Raw genomic sequence first — 22,302 nt, 5'->3', positions numbered from 1 at the left:
ATATGTCATTCAATCAGTATTACCAGAGCGAGTTGAGCGCGCTTCGCCAGTTGGGCCAGCGTTTTGCCGAGCGCAATCCTGCGCTGGCACCGTTCCTCGGCCAGGCTGGGCGCGACCCTGATGTTGAACGGTTGCTGGAGGGCGTCGCGTTCCTGACAGGGCGTTTGCGGCAGAAGCTCGATGACGAACTGCCGGAGTTGAGCCATTCGTTGATGCAACTGCTTTGGCCCAACTACATGAGGCCGCTACCGTCCTTCGGTATCTTGCAGTTTGATCCGCTACAGCGGGCTGGTCCCGCATTGCAGGTCGAGCGCGATACGCCGGTGGAGAGCAAGCCGATCAAAGAGGTGATCTGTCGTTTTCGAACCTGTTACCCGACCGAGGTATTGTCGCTGGATCTGACTGGGCTCGGTTACTCGGTAAAGGGAAACGGCTCGTTATTGAGCCTGCGTCTGCAGATGACTTGCGATGGCCACCTGGGAGAATTGCAGCTAAGCCGTTTGCGCCTGCATCTGACCGGCGAGCGTTATATCAGCCAGATGCTCTACCTCAATCTGATGCGCAACCTGGAACATGTCGAGCTGATCCCGTTGGGCGGTGATGGCGGTCCCGTAACCGCTGCGAATGGTGATCCCCTGACGTTCAGGATCGCCGCCAGCCAAGTCCGGCCGGTGGGGTTCGCCGACGAGCACGCGCTGGTCCCTTATCCGTTGAACACCTTTCGCGGCTATCGCTACCTGCAAGAATATTTCGCGTTCCAGGAAAAATTCCTGTTCATCGACGTCAATGGCCTCGATGTACTCAACACGTTGCCGCAAGACATCCTGAAACAGATGCGAGGGCTGGACCTGCGTTTCGACATCGGCAAGAGCGGTAATCAGCGGTTACGTCCGACGCTGGATAACGTGAAGCTTTATTGCACGCCCATCGTCAATCTGTTCAAACATGACGCGCAGCCGATTCGCCTGGATGGGAAGCAGGATGAATACCTGCTCTTGCCGGCCCGATACGACCCTGAACACTGCGGCGTGTTTTCCGTCGAAAGCGTTACTGGCTGGAACCCCGGTGGGCTGGGTTACCAAGCCTACGTTCCTTTCGAATCCTTCGAACACGATTCCAGTTTCGACGTACCTGGCAATCGCGGTTATTACAGCGTTCGCCAACGGCCCTCGTTGCTTCACGGTGGCTTTGACACTTGCCTGGGATTCGGCATCCGGCCCAACCCGACCCACGAGACGCTGTCGATCGAGTTGATGTGCACCAATCGGAACCTGCCGCGCCAGCTCAATCCGGGTGATATCAATCAACCGGGCGACAAGAGCCCGGCGTCGCTTGGTTTCCGCAATATCGGTCCGGTTACGCCGAGTTACGCGCCTCCGTTGGATCGTGACTTCCTCTGGAAGCTCATCAGCAACATGTCGCTCAACTACCTGTCGCTGGTGGACGTCAATGCGCTGAAAGTAATACTCGAGACCTACGACTTTCCGCGTTACCACGACGAACAGACCGAAAAGGTCAGCAAGCTTCTGCTGAGCGGCCTGAAGGCGATTGAACACCACCATGTTGATCGACTGCATCACGGCTTGCCCGTTCGTGGCATATGTACAGAGCTGACGATCAATCCTCAGGGCTATATCGGCGAAGGTGATTTGTACGTCTTCGCGTCCGTCCTCAACGAGTTTTTCGCGCTCTACGCCAGCCTCAACTCGTATCACCAGTTGCGGGTAAACAGTACGCAGGGAGAGGTGTACCAATGGACACCCCGTATGGGCCAGCAGCCGCTTCTATGAGCGCGCTGACGAGAGGTATACGCGAGTATTCGTTGTTCCAGGCGATCTTACTGGTGATCGAGCGGCTGCGCGGCGCCCATCCCGGGCTGGATGACGAAGCACTGTATGACCAGTTGGAGTTCCAGGCCAACCCGAGCCTGGGGTTTCCGGCCAGTGATATCGAGCGCGTGGAATTTTTCCAGGAGCATGGGCAGGTGCGGGCTCGCCTGAGTATCAACCTGATCGGCCTGGTGGGAACAGGATCACCGGTACCGGCGTTTTATGGCGAGCAGGCGTTGGGAGACGGCGATGGCAATCCGACTCGCCAGTTCCTCGACGTGTTCCACCATCGCCTTCAGCGGTTGATGCTGCCGATATGGCGAAAATATCGTTACTACCAGAGTTTCCAGACTGGCGCTAGGGACCCGTTTTCGGAGCAACTGTTCGCGCTGATCGGTCTGGGAGGCGAAGAAATTCGCAAGGCTACTCAACTGAACTGGAAACGCCTGCTGCCCTACCTGGGCCTGTTGAGTCTCCGAGCCCATTCGGCAGCCTTGATCGAAGCGGTGCTGCGTTATTACTTCAAGCACGCCGAGCTAAGCCTGGAACAGTGCGTAGAGCGCCGGGTCGAGATTCTCGCCGAGCAGCGCAATCGACTTGGAGGCGCCAATAGCCTGTTGAGCGAAGACCTTGTGCTGGGCGAAAGGGTTCGTGATCGCAGCGGCAAGTTCCGGATCCATATTCGCGAACTGGACTGGCAACGTCTGCACGAATTTCTGCCAATCGGTGTTGGCTACCAACCTCTTTGCACACTGGTGCGCTTCACCCTGCGTGATCCCCTCGAATATGACATTCGCCTGGTCTTGCGCCAGCAGGAAATACATGAGCTGCGTATTGGAGAACAGAACACTTGCCGCCTGGGATGGACCAGTTGGCTGGGGCTTGAACACGCCGACGGCGTGGTGTCCCTCGGCAGCAGCATTCATCAGGAACGAGTGAAATGATCAATGTGGATCTTCAGCAACTTATCCAAGCGCTGGACGCAGATACCCGGGGCGATCTGGAGCGCTCGGCGCAGCGATGTGCGGATCGTGGCGCAGACAAGATCCTGGTGGATGATCTGTTGCTGAGCCTGCTGGAACGTAGCCAGAGCTTGCTTGTGCGTGCCTTGCTGGATGCCGGGATAAGTCCAGGCCAGTTGAGCTCGGTTCTTCAACCTCGGGCTGAACACGGCGCTTCACGTAATCCGGTATTTGCCCTTGAGCTGGTGCAATGGCTGCAGGATGCGTTGTTGGTGGCGAATCTCGAGCTAGGTCAAGGCAGTGTCACGGAGGCCGCGTTGATCCTGGCGTTGTTACGCAACCCCATTCGTCATGCAGGCACTCGGTACCAGCCGTTGCTCGCCCGGTTGAGCATCGAGCGGCTGATGGATTTCGCCCTGTTCCTACAGTCCCAGACGAACGACAATCAACCCGCCATGCCGGGCGATTCGTTACTGGAGCGCTTCACTCATAACCTGACCCGGCAGGCTCGTGACGGCAAGCTTGATCCGGTGCTATGCCGGGACGGCGAAATCCGGCAAATGATCGATATCCTTTCGCGTCGCCGCAAGAACAATCCGATCGTTGTCGGTGAAGCCGGGGTCGGCAAGACTGCCATCGTCGAGGGGCTGGCGTTGCGCATCGCCGCAGGGGAAGTGCCGTCAGGGCTTGAAGGGGTACAAATCCTTTCGCTGGACATGGGGCTGCTGCAGGCCGGAGCCAGCATCAAAGGGGAATTCGAACGTCGCCTAAAAGGGGTGATCGACGGCGTAAAGTCTTCATCCACTCCCATTATTCTGTTCATTGACGAGGCCCATGCATTGGTCGGCGCAGGTGGAAGCGCCGGCGGTTCAGACGCGGCCAACCTGCTCAAGCCGGCGCTGGCCCGAGGTGAATTGCGCACAATTGCGGCCACGACATGGGCCGAGTACAAGAAATACTTCGAAAACGACGCGGCCCTCGCACGTCGTTTCCAGCCAGTGCAACTACACGAGCCGACCGTCAGTGATGCGGTGACAATCCTGCGTGGGTTGGCCCGGGTTTATGAGCGGAGTCATGGCATCTATCTGCGTGATGATGCGGTGGTCGCCGCGGCGCGGTTGTCAGCTCGCTATCTGGCCGGTCGTCAATTGCCGGACAAGGCCGTCGATGTGCTGGATACCGCCTGTGCTCGGGTGCGTATCAGCCTGGCTGCAGCGCCGCGAAGCCTTGAGCGCCTGCGTGGAGAACTGGCCGAAGGCGAGCGACAACGCCAGGCCTTGTGTCGTGATGCACAGGCCGGCTTGCCGATCGATCACCAGGCATTGGCGACGCTTGAGGTGAACCTGGAAGCTTTTGAAGAAAAGCGCCAGGTTCTGGAGTCTCGTTGGGTCGAGCAACGAGTGCTTGCCGAACGCCTGTTAACACTACGCCAGCAATTGGTCGGGGCGCGGGAGGATGGGTCGCAGGTCATGGAAGTCGAGACGCTGGAAGCGGCGTTGGACGAAATCCACCATGCGCTGCTAATCGCCCAGGCCGACGAGCGCCTGGTCAGCTTTGAAGTGTGTCCACGCCTGGTAGCTGAAGTAATCAACGCATGGACTGGCGTGCCGTTGTCGCAGCTGGCATGCGAGCACAGCAGCAGGATCACCCGTTTCGCGGATGACTTGCGCGCGCGCATCAAGGGGCAGGAACCAGCCGTGCAGGCCCTTGATCGCGCGATGCGGGCGGCCGCTGCTGGCTTGAACAAGGTCGATGCTCCTGCGGGTGTGTTTTTGCTGGTGGGCCCGAGCGGTGTCGGCAAGACCGAAACGGCGTTGGCCCTGGCGGATTTGCTATACGGCGGAGACCGTTTTATTACGACGCTCAACATGGGCGAGTTCCAGGAGAAACATACCGTTTCCCGACTGATCGGCGCGCCACCGGGTTATGTCGGGTTCGGCGAGGGCGGCATGCTCACCGAAGCCGTCAGGCATAAGCCCTATTCTGTTGTGTTGCTCGACGAGGTTGAGAAAGCTGATCCGGATGTGCTGAATCTGTTCTATCAGATTTTCGACAAGGGCCTGGCCAATGACGGCGAAGGACGGGAGATCGATTTTCGCAACACGCTGATTCTGATGACGTCGAATCTGGGCAGTGAATGCATCAGTCAATTGTGCCAAAACAACACGCGGCCAAGCGCTGAACATCTCGAAGAAGCTATCCGTCCATTGCTCAGTCAGCATTTCAAACCTGCATTGCTGGCGCGGATGTGTGTGGTGCCGTACTTCCCGGTAAGTGGTGCGGTGTTGCGTGAGCTCGTGGAGATAAAAATGGCTCGCTTGGGCGAGCGGCTGAAACGTCGTCAGTTGGGATTCACTTATTGCGCGCAGCTTGTGGACCAGCTGGTCGAGCGTTGTGACCGCAGCGACAGCGGCGCGCGGCTTATCGATCACTTGCTCGATCTTCATCTGATGCCGCGATTGGCCGACCGATTGCTCATGGCGATGGCGAACAATGAACAGCTGCGGCATGTCCACGCCACGCTTGATGATCAAGCCAGCGTAGTGTGCGAGTTCACTTGATGAGCGCAATGTTCACGCAGGTACCGCAGCCGCTGGCTTATGCAGAAGCCCTTGTGGCCGAGTTTTCAACCCTGTCGCGATCTGGCGACGACGTATCACTGCTTGGGGATTTCATCAGGGGCATCGCACGGCTCAGTACGTGTGAGGTGGCGCAACTATACCTTCTGGATACCACGCACGCCCGGTTGGAAATGTACGCCGAATGTCTCGAAGAGCAGCTGCAATTTCCTGATCGGGCAAGCGTGTCCTGCGACTATAACGATGTACAACTGTTGCAGTACGTCCTGCGCCAGAATCGTGTGGTATGCCTGGGCGCGTTGAGTGACAGCTTGCACGATACGGCGTTCCTGCCGGTTCGTGCCGCGCCTTGGCAATCACTGCTCTGCGTGCCGCTTGTCGACATGCGAGGCGCCACCGCCGGACTGTTGCTCTGCGCCAGCGTCAAGCATCTCGACTTGAAGGGGTTCGCTGAGTCCTTCGGGCATCTGGGGATGTTTGCGCTCAGGCAGATGCACCTGCTGCAGTGCAGGCAACTTCCTGCCGACGGCCTCCGGCAAGTTGCCATTACCCTGCCAAGTGCCAACCGCTATGGTTTGATCGGCAAGAGCGACGCGATGCGTCAGACCTGCCTGTTGGTCAGCAAGGTAATCAACAGCCCATACACCGTGCTGTTGTGTGGCGAGACCGGGACTGGCAAGGAAGTGGTTGCCCAGGCCCTTCATGATCATGGTCCGCGCCGCACGGAGGCATTCATTGTTCAGAACTGTGCCGCGGTTCCCGAGCATTTGCTGGAAAGTGAGTTGTTCGGTTATCGCAAGGGGGCTTTCACGGGTGCCGATCGGGATCGCCCCGGGCTGTTCGATGCGGCTGACAGAGGCACGTTGTTGCTCGATGAAATCGGTGACATGCCGCTGTCTCTCCAGTCCAAGCTGCTACGGGTATTGCAGGAAGGCGAGATTCGTCCGCTGGGGTCCAACCATACCCACAAGATCGATGTGCGCATCATTGCCGCTACCCATCGGGACCTGAAGCAATTGATGAACGAGGGCAAGTTTCGCGAAGACTTGTATTACCGCCTCGCACAGTTTCCGATCCAGTTGCCCGCGCTACGTCAGCGCGGCCCTGACATCATTGAACTGGCGCGACACTTCACTGACAAGGCCTGCGCACTCCTGCAACGAGACGTTCCGCGCTGGTCCGACGCAGCGCTGGTTCACCTGGCGGCCTATGATTTTCCAGGCAACGTACGCGAGCTCAAAGGCATCGTGGAAAGAGCCGTGCTGCTGTGCGACGGCGCCGAACTGCTGGAAGAGCATTTTTCCCTGCACATCAAAGATCTGTCCGAAGAGGGCCACGTTAGCCTGCGTGAACGGATGGAGCAAATCGAGCGCAGTTTGGTAATTGATTGCCTGCGCAAGAACCTCGGTAACCAGACGCTCACTGCCTGTGAGCTCGGCTTGCCCCGTCGGACACTGATCTATCGTATGCACCGGCTGAAAATAAGCCGTCGGGATGTTGAAGTATGAATCCCACTCCCTCATTGGCTCCCATCTATTCAAGTCTCCGGAGGCTCTGGATGCCTGATCGTGCCTGTCAGACCGTTCTGCTTGTTTTCATCGTGTTGTTCGGCCTTGGCGCCTGCAGCGGCAATTATAAATTCGACGATAAAGATTATCGCCCATTAGGTGATCCACAAGCGGTCAGTCGTGGCCAGTGAACGAAGGAGCGTTGTCGATGGAACTCGTTTTAGAAATGCTCACTGCCAGGCAGTTCATCACCCCGGAACTCTGCCGGAAGATTTTCGGGCCGGCCGGCGGTGTGATTGGGCGGGGGGATGATTGCGACTGGATCATTCCGGACTGCGAGCGCCTCCTGTCCAAGCGTCACGCACGAGTGAGTTTCGAGGAGGGCAGGTTTTTTCTGACCGATACCAGTGGCAACGGCATATCCCATCGTAAAAGCGGCATGCGATTACCCAAGGGGCAGCCAGTGCACATCGAGGATGGGGATGTGTATGTGATGGGCGACTGCACTGTCCAGGCGCGGCTGGTAGAGGGGGCGGCGAGCCGCGTTGCAGACCGCTGCCGTTCAGTACCGGTCGACGGCTTCATACCGGACGACGCGTTCTTCAATCTTGATCCGCTGAAAACCCTCGATCAACAGGAACGGGCATATTGTGGGATTGATGAGCTGATCAACCCCGGTGCGGCGGCCACGTTCGGGTCCAGTTGCCCGGACCATGGGCGTGTGGATACGGAGAGCCTTCTGCTTCCTGAACTGGTCGAAGCACCGCGCGAACCCGAGCTACACCTGTCGTCAGAACCCGCTGCGCTGGTAAGCCAGGATTTCTGGAGACGCTTCGGCGTTGCGCTGGGCATGGATCTCGACAATTTGGACAACGAAGGCCGGGAGGCCCTGGCGATTGATGTTGCTCGGTTGTTCCAGCAAAGCATTCGAGGGCTGCAACAGAGCGTGCGAACCCGTAGGGAGTTGAAAAGCGAATTGCGCCTGGCGCCAACGCAGATTCAACGCGACCAGAAAAATCCATTGAAGTACACCGATGACGCCCTGCAGATGTTATTGCAACCGAGATCGCCAGGAATGTTGTCGGCGACCGATGCCATCGCTAGCGCATTCAGCGATCTTCAGGCTCATCAAGTGGCGTTGCTCGCCGCCAGTCGCGCCACCTTGCGCGCAACGCTGGAGCATTTTTCACCTCGGCAATTGATCCTTCGACTGGAACGAGAGCAACGACTGCTGATCAGCACACATGGTCGCTACTGGCGAGCATATGGTCGTTATCACCAGGCGCTTTGCCTGGACGACGACTGGACCGAGCGACTGCTGGCCCGGGATTTCGCCAAGGCTTATGAGGAGCAGGTTCGCCTGATCTCCACCCTGCAAAACGACTCTCATGGATGACGTACATGTCTCGCAGCACCGTGCCTTTATTCAAGCCTTTGATGTTGGCGTTCGTAACCTCGACGCTCATGACCGGCTGCGCCTCGCTGTCACCGTTTTCGACGATGACCAAGCTCAACCTCACCCTGATCGCCGGCAATCAGCTCAACCCGGATCTCAACGGACGGCCATCTCCCGTGGTGGTGCGCTTGCTTGAGCTCAAGCATCCAGTGGCTTTTGAGAACGCGGACTTCTTCAGCCTTTACGAGCGTGCCAGGGAAACTCTTTCACCTGACCTGATCGCCAGCGAAGAGCTGGAGTTGCGTCCCGGCGAAACCGTCAGGCTCCGGCTCGACATTGCAGGGGGCGGTCGTTATGTCGGGATACTCGCGGCATACCGTGATCTGCCGCAAGCAAAGTGGCGCTACACGCTGCCGATCATTGCGGGGCGAGTGACTGACGCGAGCCTGACGCTTGATCAGGATGGGATCGCCACTCGTCTTGGAAAGCCGGCAGGGTGGGTGATCGATGAATCACGATAAAGTCATCTGGCAGGAAGGCATGCTGCTGCGGCCGCAACATCTGCAGCACAACGACCGCTATTTCGATCACCAGTTGAAGGTCCGCACGCGGCTATTGAGCGGCTACACCTGGGGCTTCCTGGCGCTGGAAATCGATGCGCAGTTCCTCAACATGGGACGACTGGTCGTCAACAGAGCCTCCGGTGTCCTGCCGGACGGTAGCTTGTTCGAGTTGGACGGCAGCGCTGAACCGCTCGTCCTGGAAGTCCCGTCCAATATCTGCAATACGCCGATCTACCTCGCGCTGCCACTAGTAACGGGCAATCACATCGAGTCTCGTCGTCCAGAGCAGTCGGATGTGCTGGCGCGCTACATCACCTATGACGCACAAGTGTCTGATTCAAACGCTGCGGATTCCTCCAGCAGCCAGATCAGCTGTGGCCGCCTGGATTTTCGTCTTCTGCTGGGTGAGCAGCAGGGCGATCAGGTTTTTGTGAAACTGAAACTCTGTGAAGTGCTTGATACCACGCCCGACGGTGCGATCACGCTCGATTCGGATTTCGTGCCTACGTTTATCCAGGTCAAGTCGTCCGCTTACCTGTTGTCGTGTCTCAAGGAAGTGATCGGCATGCTGGGCCACCGGGGCGAAAGCCTCGCCGAGCGAATTCGCTCCTACGGAAAGTCGGGCGGGGCACAAGTCGGCGATTTCATGATGTTGCAATTGATCAACCGCACCGAGTTGTTGCTGCGGCATCAACTGGAACTGGAGCTGGCTCAACCCGAAACGCTATACCGGATGCTGTTGGCCCTGCTGGGAGAGTTGGCGACATTTTCCACTGACAGCAAGCGACCGCCCCTCGACAATCGGTATCAGCACAGCAACCAGGGCGAGTGCTTCCGAAGCCTGATGCAGTCAATCCGTCAGGTACTGTCGATGGTACTTGAGCAGCACGCCATCGAACTGCAATTGCAGGCTCGCCAGTACGGCATCCTTGTTTCTCAAGTGAACGATCTTTCGCTGTTGGACTCGGCTTCATTCGTATTGGCCGCGAGCGCCGACTGTGACGGTGAAGAGCTGCGTCGTCGCTTGCCGTCGCATCTGAAGATCGGTTCGGTCGAGCAGATTCGCCAACTGGTCAATCTGCATCTGCCGGGCATCAGGATCAGGCCGTTACCCGTAGTGCCGCGGCAGATTGCGTTCCATGCCAACAAAGCCTATTTCATCCTCGAACCCAGTGCTGAAGATTTAGCTCAAGTGAAGCGCTCAGCTGGCTTTGCCTTCCATGTCTCTGGAGAGTTTTCCGAGCTTGAACTGAATTTTTGGGCGATCAGGAACTGACCGAAATGGATATGGAAAGTCCTCAGGACGAAACAACCGTTCTGCTCGATGCTGAGGGAAAGCGTCCGGCCTCGGGTCCTTTGACCGATGCCGTGACGCCGCCGCGCGTAGAACATCTGCACGAGCGGATGATCTATGCCGCTCGTCAACCGCATTCGCAAATGTTCGTTGCCAGCCTCAATCCGTTGGTGACGGCAGCGTCCGGGCTGTTATCCCGGGTGGTGCTGCTCAGGCAGGGCCGCGACCGCGGAGATCTGAATATGCTCAAACAGGAGCTGGCCCTCGACTTGAAAGACTTCGAAGCCCATGCATTGAGGTTGAACGTAGTGGAAAGCCAGCTGATCGCCGCCCGCTATGTGTTATGCACGGTGCTCGATGAAGCGGTGGTGGCTGCGCCTGGGGGGCAGGGAAGCAACTGGTCACAAATCAGCCTGCTGAGCAGTTTTCACAACGAGACTTTCGGCGGCGAAAAAGTTTTCCAGTTGCTTGATCGCTTATCGAAAGACCCCGTCAAGCATTTGCATATGCTTGAGCTCTCATACCTGTGCCTGTCCCTGGGCTTTGAAGGCAAATATGGAATGCATGCCCGTGGCGGATTTGAGCTCGAAGGCGTGCGCGATGCTCTCTACCGGTCGATCCGGCACGTTCGCGGCGACCCCCCTCGGCAGTTTTCCCATGTTGGGGACGGTTTTGTTACTCCTCGCCGCGCCCCGGTGCGCATTGTCCCCGCCTGGATGGTGATGGTCTTCGCCCTGGTCAGTCTGGGAGCGATGTATTCGGGCTTCGCCTGGGTCCTGCAGGAGCAACGCCAAAGCGCATTGCAACCCTATCAATTGCCAGAGCCGGTTATCGCTCAGCCGCTGCCGTAGAACAGGGACGTATCATGAAATCGCTTTTCAGGAAAATGGGCGCCTGGTTGCGTCGGACTTGGGTCTGGACGCTGTCTTTGGTGCTTTTTATCGGATTGCTGGTGTGGTTTGTCGGACCGTTGCTGGCTGTTGCCGATTACAAGTTCTGGGCGAGCCCGACGGCACGTCTGCTGACGATCAGCGCGATGTTTCTGGCATGGGGACTGGGCATGGTTTTCTACTCTGAGCGCGTCTCGGAAAGCGAGAAGAAAGCCGAAGCCAATTCGCCACGTACGTTCAGTCGGACCAGGATAGACGATCAGCGCCGCGAGCTGCGCTCGCGCTTCAAGAAGGCTTTGGAAACGTTAAAGACCTCAAGCCTGTATTCCGGCCACGGCGAGTACTGGCGTGATGATTTACCCTGGTATTTGATAATGGGCCCTGCTGCCAGCGGAAAGACCAGCCTGCTGGCCTGTTCGGGTCTCGAATTTGCGTTCGACAGGTTTGAGCGTGATCCCTCGGAAGACGCTTGCGGTACACAACATTGCGATTGGTATTTTGCCCAACAGGCTGTGCTGGTCGATACGCCGGGACGCTACCTGACCCAGGCGGATCCAGATGTCGATGCTGATGCCTGGAGCGGGTTGCTCGAATGGCTGCGCAAGCGTCGCCGTCATTGTCCATTGAATGGCGTGCTGTTGACGGTGCCTGTCGAGGTGCTGCTGGGAAGCGAGGATGAGGTTGCCCGGCTTGCCAGTCATATCCGGGCCCGTCTGCAGGATATCCAGCGCCAACTGCGCGCCGACATGCCGGTCTACCTCGTGCTGAGCAAGGCGGACTGCGTGCCTGGCTTTAACGAATTCTTCGACTCGATGACCCGGGAGGAGAGCGACCAGGTACTGGGCGCGAGTTTTGGTCGGGGCCCGCACGGTAACGATGTGACCGTATCGCGAACCGAATTCGAGTCTCTACTGCACAGGCTCAACAGTCAGTTGCTCACGCGTCTGCATCAGGAGCGAGATGCCGGACGTCGTGGTCTCATCCTGGATTTTCCCCAGCAACTGGCGCAGATGGGCACGCATCTCTGTCTGCTGCTCGAGCAAGTCTCCAATGGCAAGGCGTCCGCAATTCGGGGCTTTTACTTGACCTGCGCCTCGCGGCCTGGCGCTGCGGCTGCCAGCCCCGGCGATGCGAGCCCTGGCACTCGCCGCGAGCTTTCGCGGTCCTCTCGCGAAGGTATCAACTCCCGATTTATCCACCACTTGCTGACGCGGGTCATTTTTCCCGAAGCCGATCTGGCCCGCTTGGGGCGGAGCGAACATAGGCGTATCCGTTGGAACCAGCGTATGGTTTATTTCGCAGCGCTGGCGCCCGTTGGATTGTTCGGGCTGCTGTGGGCACAGGGTTTTTCGGCCAACCACGAACGTCTGGAACATTTGTGGATGTTGGGCCAACGTTGGGAACAACTGCGCTTGGCGCCGATGGCCAGCGACGACTCGATTGCGCTGCTCGATTCGCTTGATGTCCGCTTCGAGGCCACTCAGGTCTTTGCTCCGGAAAAAGCGGTGCCACTGCATGAACGCATTCGTTTATATCAGGGGGATGCAACCAGCCCCATGGTGGTTGGCGCCTATGAACACGAATTGCAATCGCGACTCCTGCCTCGGGTCGCGAAAATGCTTGAGGAGCATATTCAGGGCAATCTGGGTGACCGTGAACGTTTGCTCAACAGTCTGCGCGCGTATTTGATGCTGGCCAGGCCCGAGCGACGCGACGCGGCATGGCTCAAGGATCGGCTTGCCCGCGATTGGTCGCTGCGTTATCCCGGCAATCCAGCGATACAGAACGGCTTGAACACTCACTTCGAGCGTCTAATGGACCTGCCGCTCGCCTATGAGGTGGACGAGTCATTGGTGGCCCAGGCTCGGAAAATCCTGCGCGGTGAGTCCCTGGCGGACGTCGTTTACCGAATGCTTCGCGAGCAGGCCAACCCGCTGCCGCCATACAGTCTCAGCCAACATCTGGGCCCGCAGGGTGCGTTGCTGGTCGGCACTGACCAGATCATTCCGGGCTTCTATACCCGTCAAGGTTATGAGCAGTACTTTTCAGTCCAAGGCACGACGCTGATTACCGGACTACTACAGGACAACTGGGTGCTGGGCGAAGGTGCGAATCCCAGCGGCATGGACATGCGTCGTCTCATGAGCGAACTGGAGCAATTGTACTTTCGTGACTATGCCGAACGCTGGAGCGAGGCGATCGGGCGGGTCGGCTTGCGAAGGGCTGATAGCACCAGTGAAGCCGCCGGGCAATTGGCAGAGCTGACGTCGGCGTATTCGCCTCTGGTGCAATTGCTGGTGCAGGTGCGTGAGCACACGCGCATCCAAGGCATTGCCGAACGTATGGATGAAGCGACGCAAACGATCGGAAACAGCAGCAGTACCGTTTTGCATACGGTCGCCCTCGCTGGCAAAGCCGCCAGCTCCGTGGCAGCGAGGCTGCCGGAAGTCGGGCAGAAATCCTTACAACGGCGTTTTGAGCCATTGCACCGTCTGCTGGACGCTGAAGGTGGCCCCACAGGCGACCTGATCCTGGCGTTGCGCGCTCTTGATGACGTCGACTCGCAGTTGGCCACTCTGACCCGCGCGAGTGCACCGGAGCAAGCCGCCTTCGAATTGGCGAGACATCGCATGGGTGTTCAGCAAGATGCGCTGAGCAATTTGCGTAGCGCGTCGGCACGCTTGCCGCGCCCGCTCAGTGGATGGCTCAACGGGCTTGCAGAGGATAGCTGGCGCCTGGTGCTCGATGATTCATATCGATACCTGAACCAGCGCTACCAGAGCGAGCTCTACACGTTCTACGCAAAGGCAATCAACAAGCGGTATCCGTTCAATGCCCACAGCGCCAGCGATGTCGCGATCAATGACTTCCGGGAGTTTTTCAAGGACCAAGGCATAGTCGATCGGTTCTTCGAGCGTTACATGCGGCCGTTCGTCAGTGGTCATTCGGGGCACTACCGTCTGCGCAGTGTCGATGGCCAGAGCCTGCCCATGTCCAGGGTCTATCTGGAGCAAATGGCAACGACACATACCATTCGCCAGAGCTTCTTTGCGGAAGATCCTGTCGAGCCAAAAGTCCAATTCAAGCTCGAACCCTACACGCTCGACCCGGCGGTCAGCCGATCCGAATTACGCCTTGGCGACCAGACGCTGGAGTACCGGCATGGGCCGATACAGCCTGTCGCTTTCACCTGGCCAATCGAGGCGCAGGACGGTCGAGCGGCCTTGGTACTGGACAGGATTGTCGGCGGGCAGGGGGTTGGCATCGAGAAGAGCACCGGGCCCTGGTCGCTGTTTCGTTTATTCGACTTGATGCAGATGGAATACCTGGTCGGTCGCGATGTGCGTGTGCTCAAGGCTGATCTCGGTGGCCTGCGGGCCAACTATCTATTGATGAGCCAGCGCACGCCGAACCCTTTCGACATGAGCACCTTGCGTACCTTCCGGATGCCGGTACAGCTCTGATGCTTCACTCCGGCAGGTGGCGCAGCGCTGCGCGTACCGATCCCGGCAAGGTTCGCTCGCGTAACGAGGATGCCTACCTGGAATGTCCGGAGCAGGGAATCTGGGCCGTTGCCGACGGAATGGGCGGCCACTCGGGCGGCGATATGGCCAGCCAACTGGTAGTTGCCAACCTCGCGGAGCTGCCCATTCATCGAGATATCGATGAGCGTTCGAGAGCGGTGCGCCAGTGCCTGCGCTGGACCAATCGAAGACTGAGTCAGGAATTGACAGTTACTGCTGAAAATCCGCTCGGCATCATGGGAAGCACCGTCGTGGTGCTGTTACTAGAAGGCAAACGTGCCGCTTGTATCTGGGCTGGCGACAGCCGCTGCTACCTATGGCGTGATCGGCAGCTGTATCAATTGTCCAAGGATCATTCCCTGCGCCAGCAACTGATCGACGAGCATCAGGCCAGTCTCGAGGAGGCAGATGCTCACCCCGCGGCGAAGGCGCTGACCCGTGCAGTAGGCGCCTCGCACGAACTGACGTTGGAAATCCTGGAGTTGGACGTTCATTACGGTGATACGTTTTTGTTGTGCAGCGACGGTTTGTATCAGGACCTTGGCGGAAAAGCGCTCGGTGATGCGATGAGCCTGGCTTCCCCGAGCAGAGCATTGGAACATCTTTTCGCAGGGGTTTTGAGCGGTCGGGCGAGGGACAACCTGACGGCGGTGGTGATACGTAAGTGACCGGTCCCGCCACAACTTCAGGTGCCCCAGACGGCGATGAGGGTAGTCTCATCTGTTCCGCCTCCCGTGTGTCGTCTGCTTTGCCATCGAGTCAGCGCTGTATTGGCGAAATGCCAAAGATACTTGCCGGTCGCTATTGTCTCGAACGATTGCTCGGTGCCGGTGGCATGGGGGTGGTCTATCGGGCCCGCGACCTCCTCCATGAACAGTACGGCGATCCGGATCCTTACGTTGCGGTAAAAATGCTCAGCGGGGAACTCGGTGATGCCCCGGACGCGGGTGCGCTGCTTTATAGCGAGTTTGCCCTGAGCCGGCGCTTGAGCCATCCGAACGTGCTGCGCCCATACACGTTTGAAGTCGACGCTGCCCAGCGACGGGTTTTCATCACAATGGAGCTGATGCGCGGCTTGACCCTGGACAAGTTACTCTGCGAATCCCCCCTCGGTTTGCCCTGGCCCGAGTTGAAACCGATCGCAATTCCACTGCTTGACGCCATCGCACATACCCATGGCCGAGGCGTAGTGCATGGTGACATCAAACCGAGCAATGTCATGCTGAGTGCAGAGGGTGTGCGTTTGTTTGACTTCGGCCTGGGCCTGACAGAGGAGGGCCCCTTGAAAGGCTTGCCTTCGCTGAACCGCCAACGTCTCGACGCCTGGACGCCGGCCTACGCCGCCCCAGAATTGCTGGAGGGAAGCCCCCTGTCTGCATGCACCGATCTCTATAGCCTGGCTTGCGTGCTGTACGAACTGGCGAGCGGCAGACACCCATATCGGCGTCTGCCTTCAACCCAAGCTCGCAATACCGGGCTGGAGCGTGAGCTCAAGGCTCCGCGCAACTTGCCCAGGCGTTACTGGACAGCATTGCGCACGGCGCTGGCCCTTGATCCTGAGCGGCGCAGTATCAGTGTGATGCAGTTGCGGGCGCTGATGGCAGGTGGCTCGTTCTGGTGGTGAGAAGGCTCGCCGTTGGCGATGCTGCCAATGCTTTCAACGCTGCCTTTCGCTCATCCACCGCCAACCGACCCAGCTTCTCCACGGCGGCATAAAACCTGACCCAATCTTCGCCCTCACGCCTGAACAACGCCGCGAACGCCGGCACCCATTGGTCATACAGGCCGAAGGGCAACAATCGGGCGTTGTTCAGTGGTGCGTAGACCCAGGCGTCGTAGCGCTTGTCGCCGGCCCATTGGATGTCGCGCAAGTGCTCGTAGTCGGCACGCAGGCGTTCGAATTCTGCGGCCTTGCGCTGGCGCATCTGTTCGGCCGGCAGGGGGAGGGCGTAAAGGGTTTCGAGCCGCTGGCGGGTGTCGAGGATCAGTTGGATGAACTGCTCGCGTTGGCGCACCTTGTTGCCGTTGTCCGGTGTCAGTCCGCGTTGGGCGCGCCATTGGCGGGTGCCTTCCTGCTCGACGAAGGTGGCAAAGGATTCATTGAATTCGGTGTCGTCCTTCACGTAGAAGCGCTGGTGCGCCAGTTCATGAAAGATCAGCGTCGCCAAGCGCTCGTCGCCCCAGTGCAGCATCGAACTGAGGATCGGGTCATTGAACCAGCCCAGTGTCGAATAAGCCTCTACGCCACCAATCGAGGCATCCATGCCACGCAAGCGCTGCATCGCAGCCTCGCCTCGGGCGGCACTCTGACTGTAGTAGCCGCGATACGCCACACAACCGGCAATGGGGAAGCAGTGGATTTGCGGGGCCAGGGAAAATTCCGCGGTGGCGAAGACATTCCAGACGACAAAGGGACGGCCAATGTCCGCGTACAGGCGATAGCTTTGGTTGTCGGGCAGGTGCAGGTGGGCGCTGGCGAACGTCCGGGCTTCGCGCGCCTGGGCCAGATGCGCGCGCAATCTTGGATCACGGGCGGGGTCGGCGATGACCCGCTCGATCGGCTCTCGAGCTTGCAGCAGTCGTATCTGCCCACTGGCGAGCTGGCTGTAGTAACCGAGGCTGGAACAACCGTTGAGTAACAAAAGCACGAGGGCCGGAAACAAAATCCTGAAAACACGGTCGAGTAACCGATGGCGTGAACGCTGCCTGATCAATTTGGAATCACCCTGGGAAGTCTGCCTCAAGACTATCTCGCCTGCCCGGAGCTTCGCTATGCGCGTGTTGATGCTGACTTGTGGCCTGTTGCTGCTGACCGGTTGTGCCGGTTTGCCTGATCCCGATCCCTCTCAAGCGTGGATCGACCTGGGAAACCATCGGGACACGGCTTTGCAAGCGCTGGAAGTCGATGACAAAGCCTCCATCGACCGTCGTTATTTCGAAGTGCAGCCCGGCAGCCATGAGCTGACGGTGCGTTATCAATTTGCGGTGGAACCGGGCAACATCGGCCCGGATGCCGAACCGTTGTGGCGTGATTGCCGGTTGAACGTGAAATTCAAGGATTTCAATGCGGGCCGGCGCTACCAGCTGCAGGCCGGCAGTATCGGCTTCCGTCCGTGGGCCAAGCTTTATGACGAGCAACGAAAGGTGGTGGGCCAAGGCACGCCGGCGGGCTGCCAGCAAAGCTGATCGGCGCTATGCTCGGCGCCTGACTTGAGGAAACCGATCATGCGCCTACCTACGCTGTTGTTGGCTCTCGCCACGTTGAGCGGATGTGCAACGAGCCCATTGCCTGAAATGGACCCGAACATGGCCTGGGTCGATTTCGCCACGCCAATGCCGGGCGGCAAATTGCTGATGGCTGAAAGCCTGGACGGCCAGCGACTGCGGGACGGGCGATTTTTCCAGGTCTCGCCGGGTAGCCATGAATTGAAGGTGCGCTTCGACTTCGAGGTGTTCGGCGCTGGCGGTGGGCTGGGCATGATGAGCGAGCCGAAAGAGCGGCTGTGCTACCTCATCGTACGCTACGACCATTTCGAGGCCGGCCAGCGTTATCGCCTGGAGGCTCGCAACCTGGCTTACTCTCCAAGCGCCAGGCTCTATAACGCCAAGCGTGAAATCGTCGCCGAGGATCGGCAGGCCAGTTGCCTGATGTAGCGCTGCCTAGCGGTCGTTCTTCTGGTAGATGATTTTTTTGGTGCCGTTCTCGCAGGAGCCCACCACCATGTTCTGGTCATGGGCTTCTTCATTGGTGACGATTTCAAGCGTGTAGGAGGCCACGCCTTGGGCCTGGATCTTGGCTTCGATCTCGTTCTTGAGTTCTTCGCAGGGCTTGGGCGCCGCGAGGGCCGATGTGGCCAATGCGCAACCGATGACTGCCAGGGCGAATCGTTTCATGCTGGAATCTCTCAATACAGCGCGCACTGCCTGTGCGCTGAAACTGCAGGCCTGCATTCGATCACAATTGCCTTCGGGCAAATAGATCACCCATCAAAAAGACCGCAGCCTGTGGAGAGGCTGCGATCTTTTCAGTTCATCAATTTATCAGCGAGGCCTCCAGGGTGATCTTGGCATTGAGCACCTTGGAAACCGGGCAACCCTCCTTGGCTTTGTTGCTCAATTCCTCGAATTGCGCTTGGGTGGCGCCCGGAATCTTGGCCTTGAGGATCAGTTTCACCGCGGTAATCGCAAAGCCGCCATCAACCTGGTCCAGCGTCACTTCGGCGTTGGTGTCGATGCTGTCGGCCTTGAGCCCGGCATCGCCGAGAATCATCGAAAACGCCATGGAAAAACAGCCCGCATGGGCCGCGCCGATCAATTCTTCGGGGTTGGTGCCTTTGCCGCCTTCAAAACGGGCCTTGAAACCATAGGGCGCTTCGCGCAACACGCCGGTTTCCGTGGAGATGGAGCCGATTCCGGTCTTCAGGTCACCTTCCCAGTGAGCCGATGCTTTCTTGACGATAGCCATGTGTGCCTCCTCATGATCCGGCGCGAGGGTTCGCGCCTGGTTATTTCTCAGTGCCAGGGTTGTGAGGATAGACCGGCTGATAAAGTTCACCTGGTCGATTAGTCGACTAATTTAGTAGGAAATTTCTCCACTACTATTGAATCTCGGGTATATGCCCACATTCATAGGACACACCTACAGAAACGGCAGGCTTTCGCCCACAGGAAAGCTGGTACGCCGTTGGAGATGCCAGCCCATGAAACAGCTGTCCGAAGTCAAATTTTCAACCCTCGACCTTGTCCCCGTTCGTGCCGACGGCAACGCTGCCCAGTCCTTGCGCAACTCCCTCGACCTGGCGCAACACGTGGAAAAATACGGCTACACCCGCTTCTGGGTAGCGGAACACCACAATATGGATGGCATCGCCAGCTCCGCGACGGCGGTGTTGCTGGGCTATCTGGCGGGCGGCACATCGACCATTCGTGTCGGCTCCGGCGGGGTGATGCTGCCGAATCATGCGCCTCTGGTCATTGCCGAGCAGTTCGGCACGTTGGAGAGCCTGTTTCCGGGCCGGATCGATCTCGGGCTGGGCCGCGCACCCGGCTCCGACCAGATGACCGCCCGGGCGCTGCGCCGTGAACGCTCCGGCAGTGCCGATGATTTCCCTGACGATGTGGCTGAACTGATGCGTTACCTCGGCCCGCGAACCCCGGACCAGCGGATCATTGCCATGCCGGGCACGGGGACCAACGTGCCGGTGTGGCTGCTGGGTTCGAGCCTGTTCAGTGCACAACTGGCCGGAGAGCGCGGGTTGCCCTACGCCTTCGCCTCGCATTTCGCACCGCGTTTCATGCATGAAGCGATTCGCGTCTATCGCAATCATTTCAAACCGTCTGCGGTGCTGGACAAACCTTACGTCATGCTCGGCGTACCGCTGGTGGCGGCGGATACCGATGAGCAGGCCGATTACCTGGCGACTTCGGTATACCAGCGCATCCTGGCGTTGATGCGCGGCCAAAGTCTGGTACAGCGCCCGCCAGTGGAAACCATGAATGGCCTGTGGCTGCCCCATGAGAAAGAAGCGGTCGGTGACTTCCTTGGCTTGGCGATGATCGGTGGGCCGCAGAAAATCCGCGCCAGGCTGGAGGTGCTGATCGAGCAAACCCAGGCCGACGAGCTGATTTTTACCAGCGATTTGTACGAGCACACCGACCGGCTGCACTCCTATGAGCTGCTGGCGCAAGTCATGAAAGGCTGAATCACAGCCACAAAAAAGCCGACGCACCGCGTCGGCTTTGATTTGAACGCGCAATCAGCCGCGTTTGTAGACGATTTCCTTTGAACCGCCTTCGCAGGTGCCGACGACTTTTGCGTCAGCCGCTGCGCCTTTATCGACAACTTCCAGCGAATAACCCGATACACCTTTGGCATCAAGCTTCGCCGCGATTTCGCTTTTCAGCTCTTCGCAGGGCTTGCCGGCCGCAAACGCGCTACCCGCAAGGCTCAGCAGACCCAGGGCCACCATCAACTTCTTCATCGCTCGCACTCCTTGGACGGATCAAATAGGGAGGTATCAGAAAGGCCTGATGCGCCAACCATAGCGCATGGCCATTCCCTATGGCACTCCGCCAGCGTGCAAGTTCAAATCAGCTCAGCTATTGGCGATCCGGAACCCGACCTTGATGGTCACCTGGAAGTGCGCGGCACGGCCGTTTTCGATGTGACCGCGGGTTTCGGTGACCTCGAACCATTCCAGGTGCTTGAGGCTTTTGCTGGCCTCCGCCAGGGCATTGTTGATGGCGTCTTCAATGCTGGTGGGAGACGAGCCGACCAGTTCGACCTTTTTGTACGTGTGATGATCACTCATGACGTTCTCCTTGGTTGTCTTTAACAGCCTAGCAGCGATTTTTCGCCTTACGTGTGTCGCCGTTTTCGCTGCGAAAGTTCAGATTTACTGCACTTTCGCAAGCGGTCGCAGTCCCAATCCACACACGCTACTCAACCACTGCAGGAGAGAGCCACAATGGCCAGCACTTCGTTACGTAAAGCCTCGTTGCAAAGCATGGAAGCGGAGATCGAGAGTCTGCTCAAGTCCTTGGAAAGCCTGAAGGACGACGCTTCGGACGAGTCGCGCAAAACCCTCAAGTCGCTCAAGGCCAATGCCGAAAGCGCACTGAAACACTCTCGGCATCTGCTCAGCGATGCGTATGAAGAGGTCAAGGTGAAAACCCGTGAAACCGGGATCGCCACCCGTGATTATGCTCAAGAACACCCCTGGACCACGGCCGGTGTCGCGGTTGGGGCGCTTGGTTTGCTGGCCGCTTATTTGTTGTGCAAGCGCGGTGACTGAATGGGTGGGCTCAGCTCATGCCTGAGCCACTGTGCCAATTGCCGGGCGCGTCCATCCGCGGCGCGCTTGGGCAACCACAACGCCAGCCGCGCCGGAGTTTCACTGAAGCCCCACGGCGCGACCAGGCGTCCGGCACGAACGTCCTCGGCTACTAGCGGTTCCGGTGCGATTGCCACGCCAAGCCCGGCTACCGCGGCCTCGAGTAAATAATACAGATGCTCAAAACCTTGCCCGAATCTTAGTGACTGGGGTTCCAAGGCATTTTGCCGTGCCCAGGTTGGCCAGGCCTGTGGGCGAGAGGTGGTATGCAATAGCGGCTCGCCCAACAGTGTGCTGGCCGGTGCGTCCCGCAGTTGGGCGAATCCGGCGTAGCGCGGGCTGATCACCGGGCCGATTCGCTCGCTGGCCAGTTCATACACTTGCATGTCGGCTGGCCAGGGCGGTTCGGCGAATACCAGCAGGGCGTCCAGTCCAGGTCGCCTCGGGTCCAGGTCGCCTTCGCCGGCGGACAGGTGCAGGCGCAAGTCGGGAAGATCAGCGTTGAGCCTGCCCAGGCGGGGTATGAACCAGCGCGCCAGCAGGCTGCCCGAGCAGCCCAGCACGAACGGCGCGTCCGCAGTGCTTTGCGTCAGCTCCGCGCAAACCGTGCGCAGGCGTTCGAATGCGTCGGCACTGGCGTCACGCAGACGCAAACCTGCATCTGTGAGTTTCAGGCCACGGCCATCCTTGATGAACAGGCTGACACCCAAGTGCTCTTCGAGCAATTTCAATTGCCGGCTGACGGCACCGTGGGTGACGTGCAGCTGCTCCGCCGCCTGGCTTACGCTGTTCAGGCGGGCGGTGGCCTCGAAGGCACGCAAGGCGTTTAGCGGCGGGAGGTCGTGGCTCATGGTATCTGTGAGTTTTCCTGACAGGTTGCAGCGATCTTATCGGTTTTCAGGACGCGATGGCAGGGGTAGAGTG

Annotated in this window: 22 protein-coding genes; 16 read left to right on the top strand and 6 right to left on the bottom strand. The window is 58.8% G+C overall.

Annotated elements, in window-relative coordinates; translation table 11 throughout:
- Positions 1 to 2: 2 nt before the first annotated feature.
- From tssF to J3P84_RS26880, 12 genes are read left to right on the top strand one after another with little or no spacing between them, the layout of a single operon-like run.
- Positions 3 to 1,790: a type VI secretion system baseplate subunit TssF gene (gene tssF / locus J3P84_RS26935; protein ID WP_434626743.1), complete on the top strand. Its 1,788-nt coding sequence runs from the start codon at positions 3 to 5 to the stop codon at positions 1,788 to 1,790.
- A complete protein-coding gene (gene tssG / locus J3P84_RS26930) occupies positions 1,754 to 2,773 on the top strand; it encodes a type VI secretion system baseplate subunit TssG (protein WP_434626741.1) in 1,020 nt (339 codons plus the stop codon). The genes tssF and tssG overlap by 37 nt, the downstream gene beginning before the upstream one ends.
- Entirely contained in the window at positions 2,770 to 5,352 is a 2,583-nt protein-coding gene (gene tssH / locus J3P84_RS26925; RefSeq protein WP_434626739.1) for a type VI secretion system ATPase TssH, read from the top strand. Before tssG ends, tssH begins: the two co-directional genes overlap by 4 nt.
- Positions 5,353 to 5,360: 8 nt before the next feature.
- Positions 5,361 to 6,878 carry a sigma-54 interaction domain-containing protein gene (locus tag J3P84_RS26920; protein WP_434631556.1) on the top strand — a complete coding sequence of 506 codons (1,518 nt, stop codon included), beginning with the start codon at positions 5,361 to 5,363 and terminating at the stop codon, positions 6,876 to 6,878.
- Positions 6,879 to 6,928: 50 nt separating this feature from the next.
- Positions 6,929 to 7,069 (top strand): type VI secretion protein, encoded by a 141-nt coding sequence (locus J3P84_RS26915; RefSeq protein ID WP_434626737.1) that lies wholly within the window; start codon positions 6,929 to 6,931, stop codon positions 7,067 to 7,069.
- Between the two features lie 17 nt (positions 7,070 to 7,086).
- Positions 7,087 to 8,274 (top strand): type VI secretion system-associated FHA domain protein TagH, encoded by a 1,188-nt coding sequence (gene tagH, locus J3P84_RS26910; protein ID WP_434631553.1) that lies wholly within the window; start codon positions 7,087 to 7,089, stop codon positions 8,272 to 8,274.
- Between the two features lie 5 nt (positions 8,275 to 8,279).
- The gene (gene tssJ / locus J3P84_RS26905) at positions 8,280 to 8,795 is read left to right on the top strand and encodes a type VI secretion system lipoprotein TssJ (RefSeq protein ID WP_434626735.1); all 516 of its coding nucleotides are present in this window, start codon (positions 8,280 to 8,282) and stop codon (positions 8,793 to 8,795) included.
- Complete coding sequence (gene tssK / locus J3P84_RS26900; RefSeq protein ID WP_434626733.1) at positions 8,782 to 10,113, top strand: type VI secretion system baseplate subunit TssK; 1,332 nt, start codon at positions 8,782 to 8,784, stop codon at positions 10,111 to 10,113. The genes tssJ and tssK overlap by 14 nt, the downstream gene beginning before the upstream one ends.
- Before the next feature lie 5 nt (positions 10,114 to 10,118).
- Complete coding sequence (gene icmH / locus J3P84_RS26895) at positions 10,119 to 10,982, top strand: type IVB secretion system protein IcmH/DotU (RefSeq protein ID WP_434626731.1); 864 nt, start codon at positions 10,119 to 10,121, stop codon at positions 10,980 to 10,982.
- A gap of 14 nt (positions 10,983 to 10,996) precedes the next feature.
- A complete protein-coding gene (tssM, locus tag J3P84_RS26890) occupies positions 10,997 to 14,485 on the top strand; it encodes a type VI secretion system membrane subunit TssM (RefSeq protein ID WP_434626729.1) in 3,489 nt (1,162 codons plus the stop codon).
- A complete protein-coding gene (locus J3P84_RS26885) occupies positions 14,485 to 15,213 on the top strand; it encodes a PP2C family protein-serine/threonine phosphatase (RefSeq protein WP_434626727.1) in 729 nt (242 codons plus the stop codon). The genes tssM and J3P84_RS26885 overlap by 1 nt, the downstream gene beginning before the upstream one ends.
- A 50-nt stretch (positions 15,214 to 15,263) precedes the next feature.
- A complete protein-coding gene (locus J3P84_RS26880; RefSeq protein WP_434631550.1) occupies positions 15,264 to 16,169 on the top strand; it encodes a serine/threonine-protein kinase in 906 nt (301 codons plus the stop codon).
- Here J3P84_RS26880 and J3P84_RS26875 read toward each other — a convergent pair.
- Positions 16,117 to 17,259 carry an aminopeptidase gene (locus J3P84_RS26875; RefSeq protein ID WP_434631547.1) on the bottom strand — a complete coding sequence of 381 codons (1,143 nt, stop codon included), beginning with the start codon at positions 17,257 to 17,259 and terminating at the stop codon, positions 16,117 to 16,119. The two genes, J3P84_RS26880 and J3P84_RS26875, sit on opposite strands and share 53 nt — an antisense overlap.
- A 58-nt stretch (positions 17,260 to 17,317) precedes the next feature.
- On the opposite strand from J3P84_RS26875, the gene J3P84_RS26870 reads away from it, so the two are divergent.
- Positions 17,318 to 17,731, top strand: a complete 414-nt coding sequence (locus tag J3P84_RS26870; protein ID WP_434626725.1) for a hypothetical protein — start codon at positions 17,318 to 17,320, stop codon at positions 17,729 to 17,731.
- Positions 17,732 to 17,770: 39 nt separating this feature from the next.
- A complete protein-coding gene (locus J3P84_RS26865) occupies positions 17,771 to 18,199 on the top strand; it encodes a hypothetical protein (protein WP_434626723.1) in 429 nt (142 codons plus the stop codon).
- Positions 18,200 to 18,205: 6 nt separating this feature from the next.
- Here the strand turns inward: J3P84_RS26865 and J3P84_RS26860 are convergent, their stop codons facing one another.
- Together J3P84_RS26860 and J3P84_RS26855 are read right to left on the bottom strand one after the other, a co-directional pair.
- Positions 18,206 to 18,439: a DUF1161 domain-containing protein gene (locus J3P84_RS26860; RefSeq protein ID WP_434626720.1), complete on the bottom strand. Its 234-nt coding sequence runs from the start codon at positions 18,437 to 18,439 to the stop codon at positions 18,206 to 18,208.
- Positions 18,440 to 18,578: 139 nt separating this feature from the next.
- The gene (locus J3P84_RS26855) at positions 18,579 to 19,010 is read right to left on the bottom strand and encodes an OsmC family protein (protein WP_434626718.1); all 432 of its coding nucleotides are present in this window, start codon (positions 19,008 to 19,010) and stop codon (positions 18,579 to 18,581) included.
- Positions 19,011 to 19,245: 235 nt separating this feature from the next.
- Between J3P84_RS26855 and J3P84_RS26850 the strand changes: the two genes are divergently transcribed.
- On the top strand, positions 19,246 to 20,247 hold the full coding sequence (locus J3P84_RS26850) for an LLM class flavin-dependent oxidoreductase (RefSeq protein WP_434570546.1): 1,002 nt from the start codon (positions 19,246 to 19,248) through the stop codon (positions 20,245 to 20,247).
- A 54-nt stretch (positions 20,248 to 20,301) separates the two neighbouring features.
- Here J3P84_RS26850 and J3P84_RS26845 read toward each other — a convergent pair whose 3' ends face one another.
- Positions 20,302 to 20,526 carry a DUF1161 domain-containing protein gene (locus J3P84_RS26845; protein ID WP_434602430.1) on the bottom strand — a complete coding sequence of 75 codons (225 nt, stop codon included), beginning with the start codon at positions 20,524 to 20,526 and terminating at the stop codon, positions 20,302 to 20,304.
- Positions 20,527 to 20,640: 114 nt separating this feature from the next.
- Positions 20,641 to 20,856: a dodecin gene (locus J3P84_RS26840; protein WP_003177209.1), complete on the bottom strand. Its 216-nt coding sequence runs from the start codon at positions 20,854 to 20,856 to the stop codon at positions 20,641 to 20,643.
- 156 nt (positions 20,857 to 21,012) lie between these two features.
- Between J3P84_RS26840 and J3P84_RS26835 the strand changes: the two genes are divergently transcribed.
- Positions 21,013 to 21,339 (top strand): DUF883 family protein, encoded by a 327-nt coding sequence (locus J3P84_RS26835; protein WP_186611411.1) that lies wholly within the window; start codon positions 21,013 to 21,015, stop codon positions 21,337 to 21,339.
- Here J3P84_RS26835 and J3P84_RS26830 read toward each other — a convergent pair.
- Complete coding sequence (locus J3P84_RS26830; RefSeq protein ID WP_434626715.1) at positions 21,312 to 22,229, bottom strand: LysR family transcriptional regulator; 918 nt, start codon at positions 22,227 to 22,229, stop codon at positions 21,312 to 21,314. The two genes, J3P84_RS26835 and J3P84_RS26830, sit on opposite strands and share 28 nt — an antisense overlap.
- Positions 22,230 to 22,302: the final 73 nt, after the last annotated feature.

It is taken from the genome of Pseudomonas sp. Z1-29, from assembly GCF_051131995.1.
Classification (GTDB): domain Bacteria; phylum Pseudomonadota; class Gammaproteobacteria; order Pseudomonadales; family Pseudomonadaceae; genus Aquipseudomonas.
Note: the sequence above shows the minus strand (reverse complement) of the source record. Positions and strands in the feature narration are given on the sequence as shown.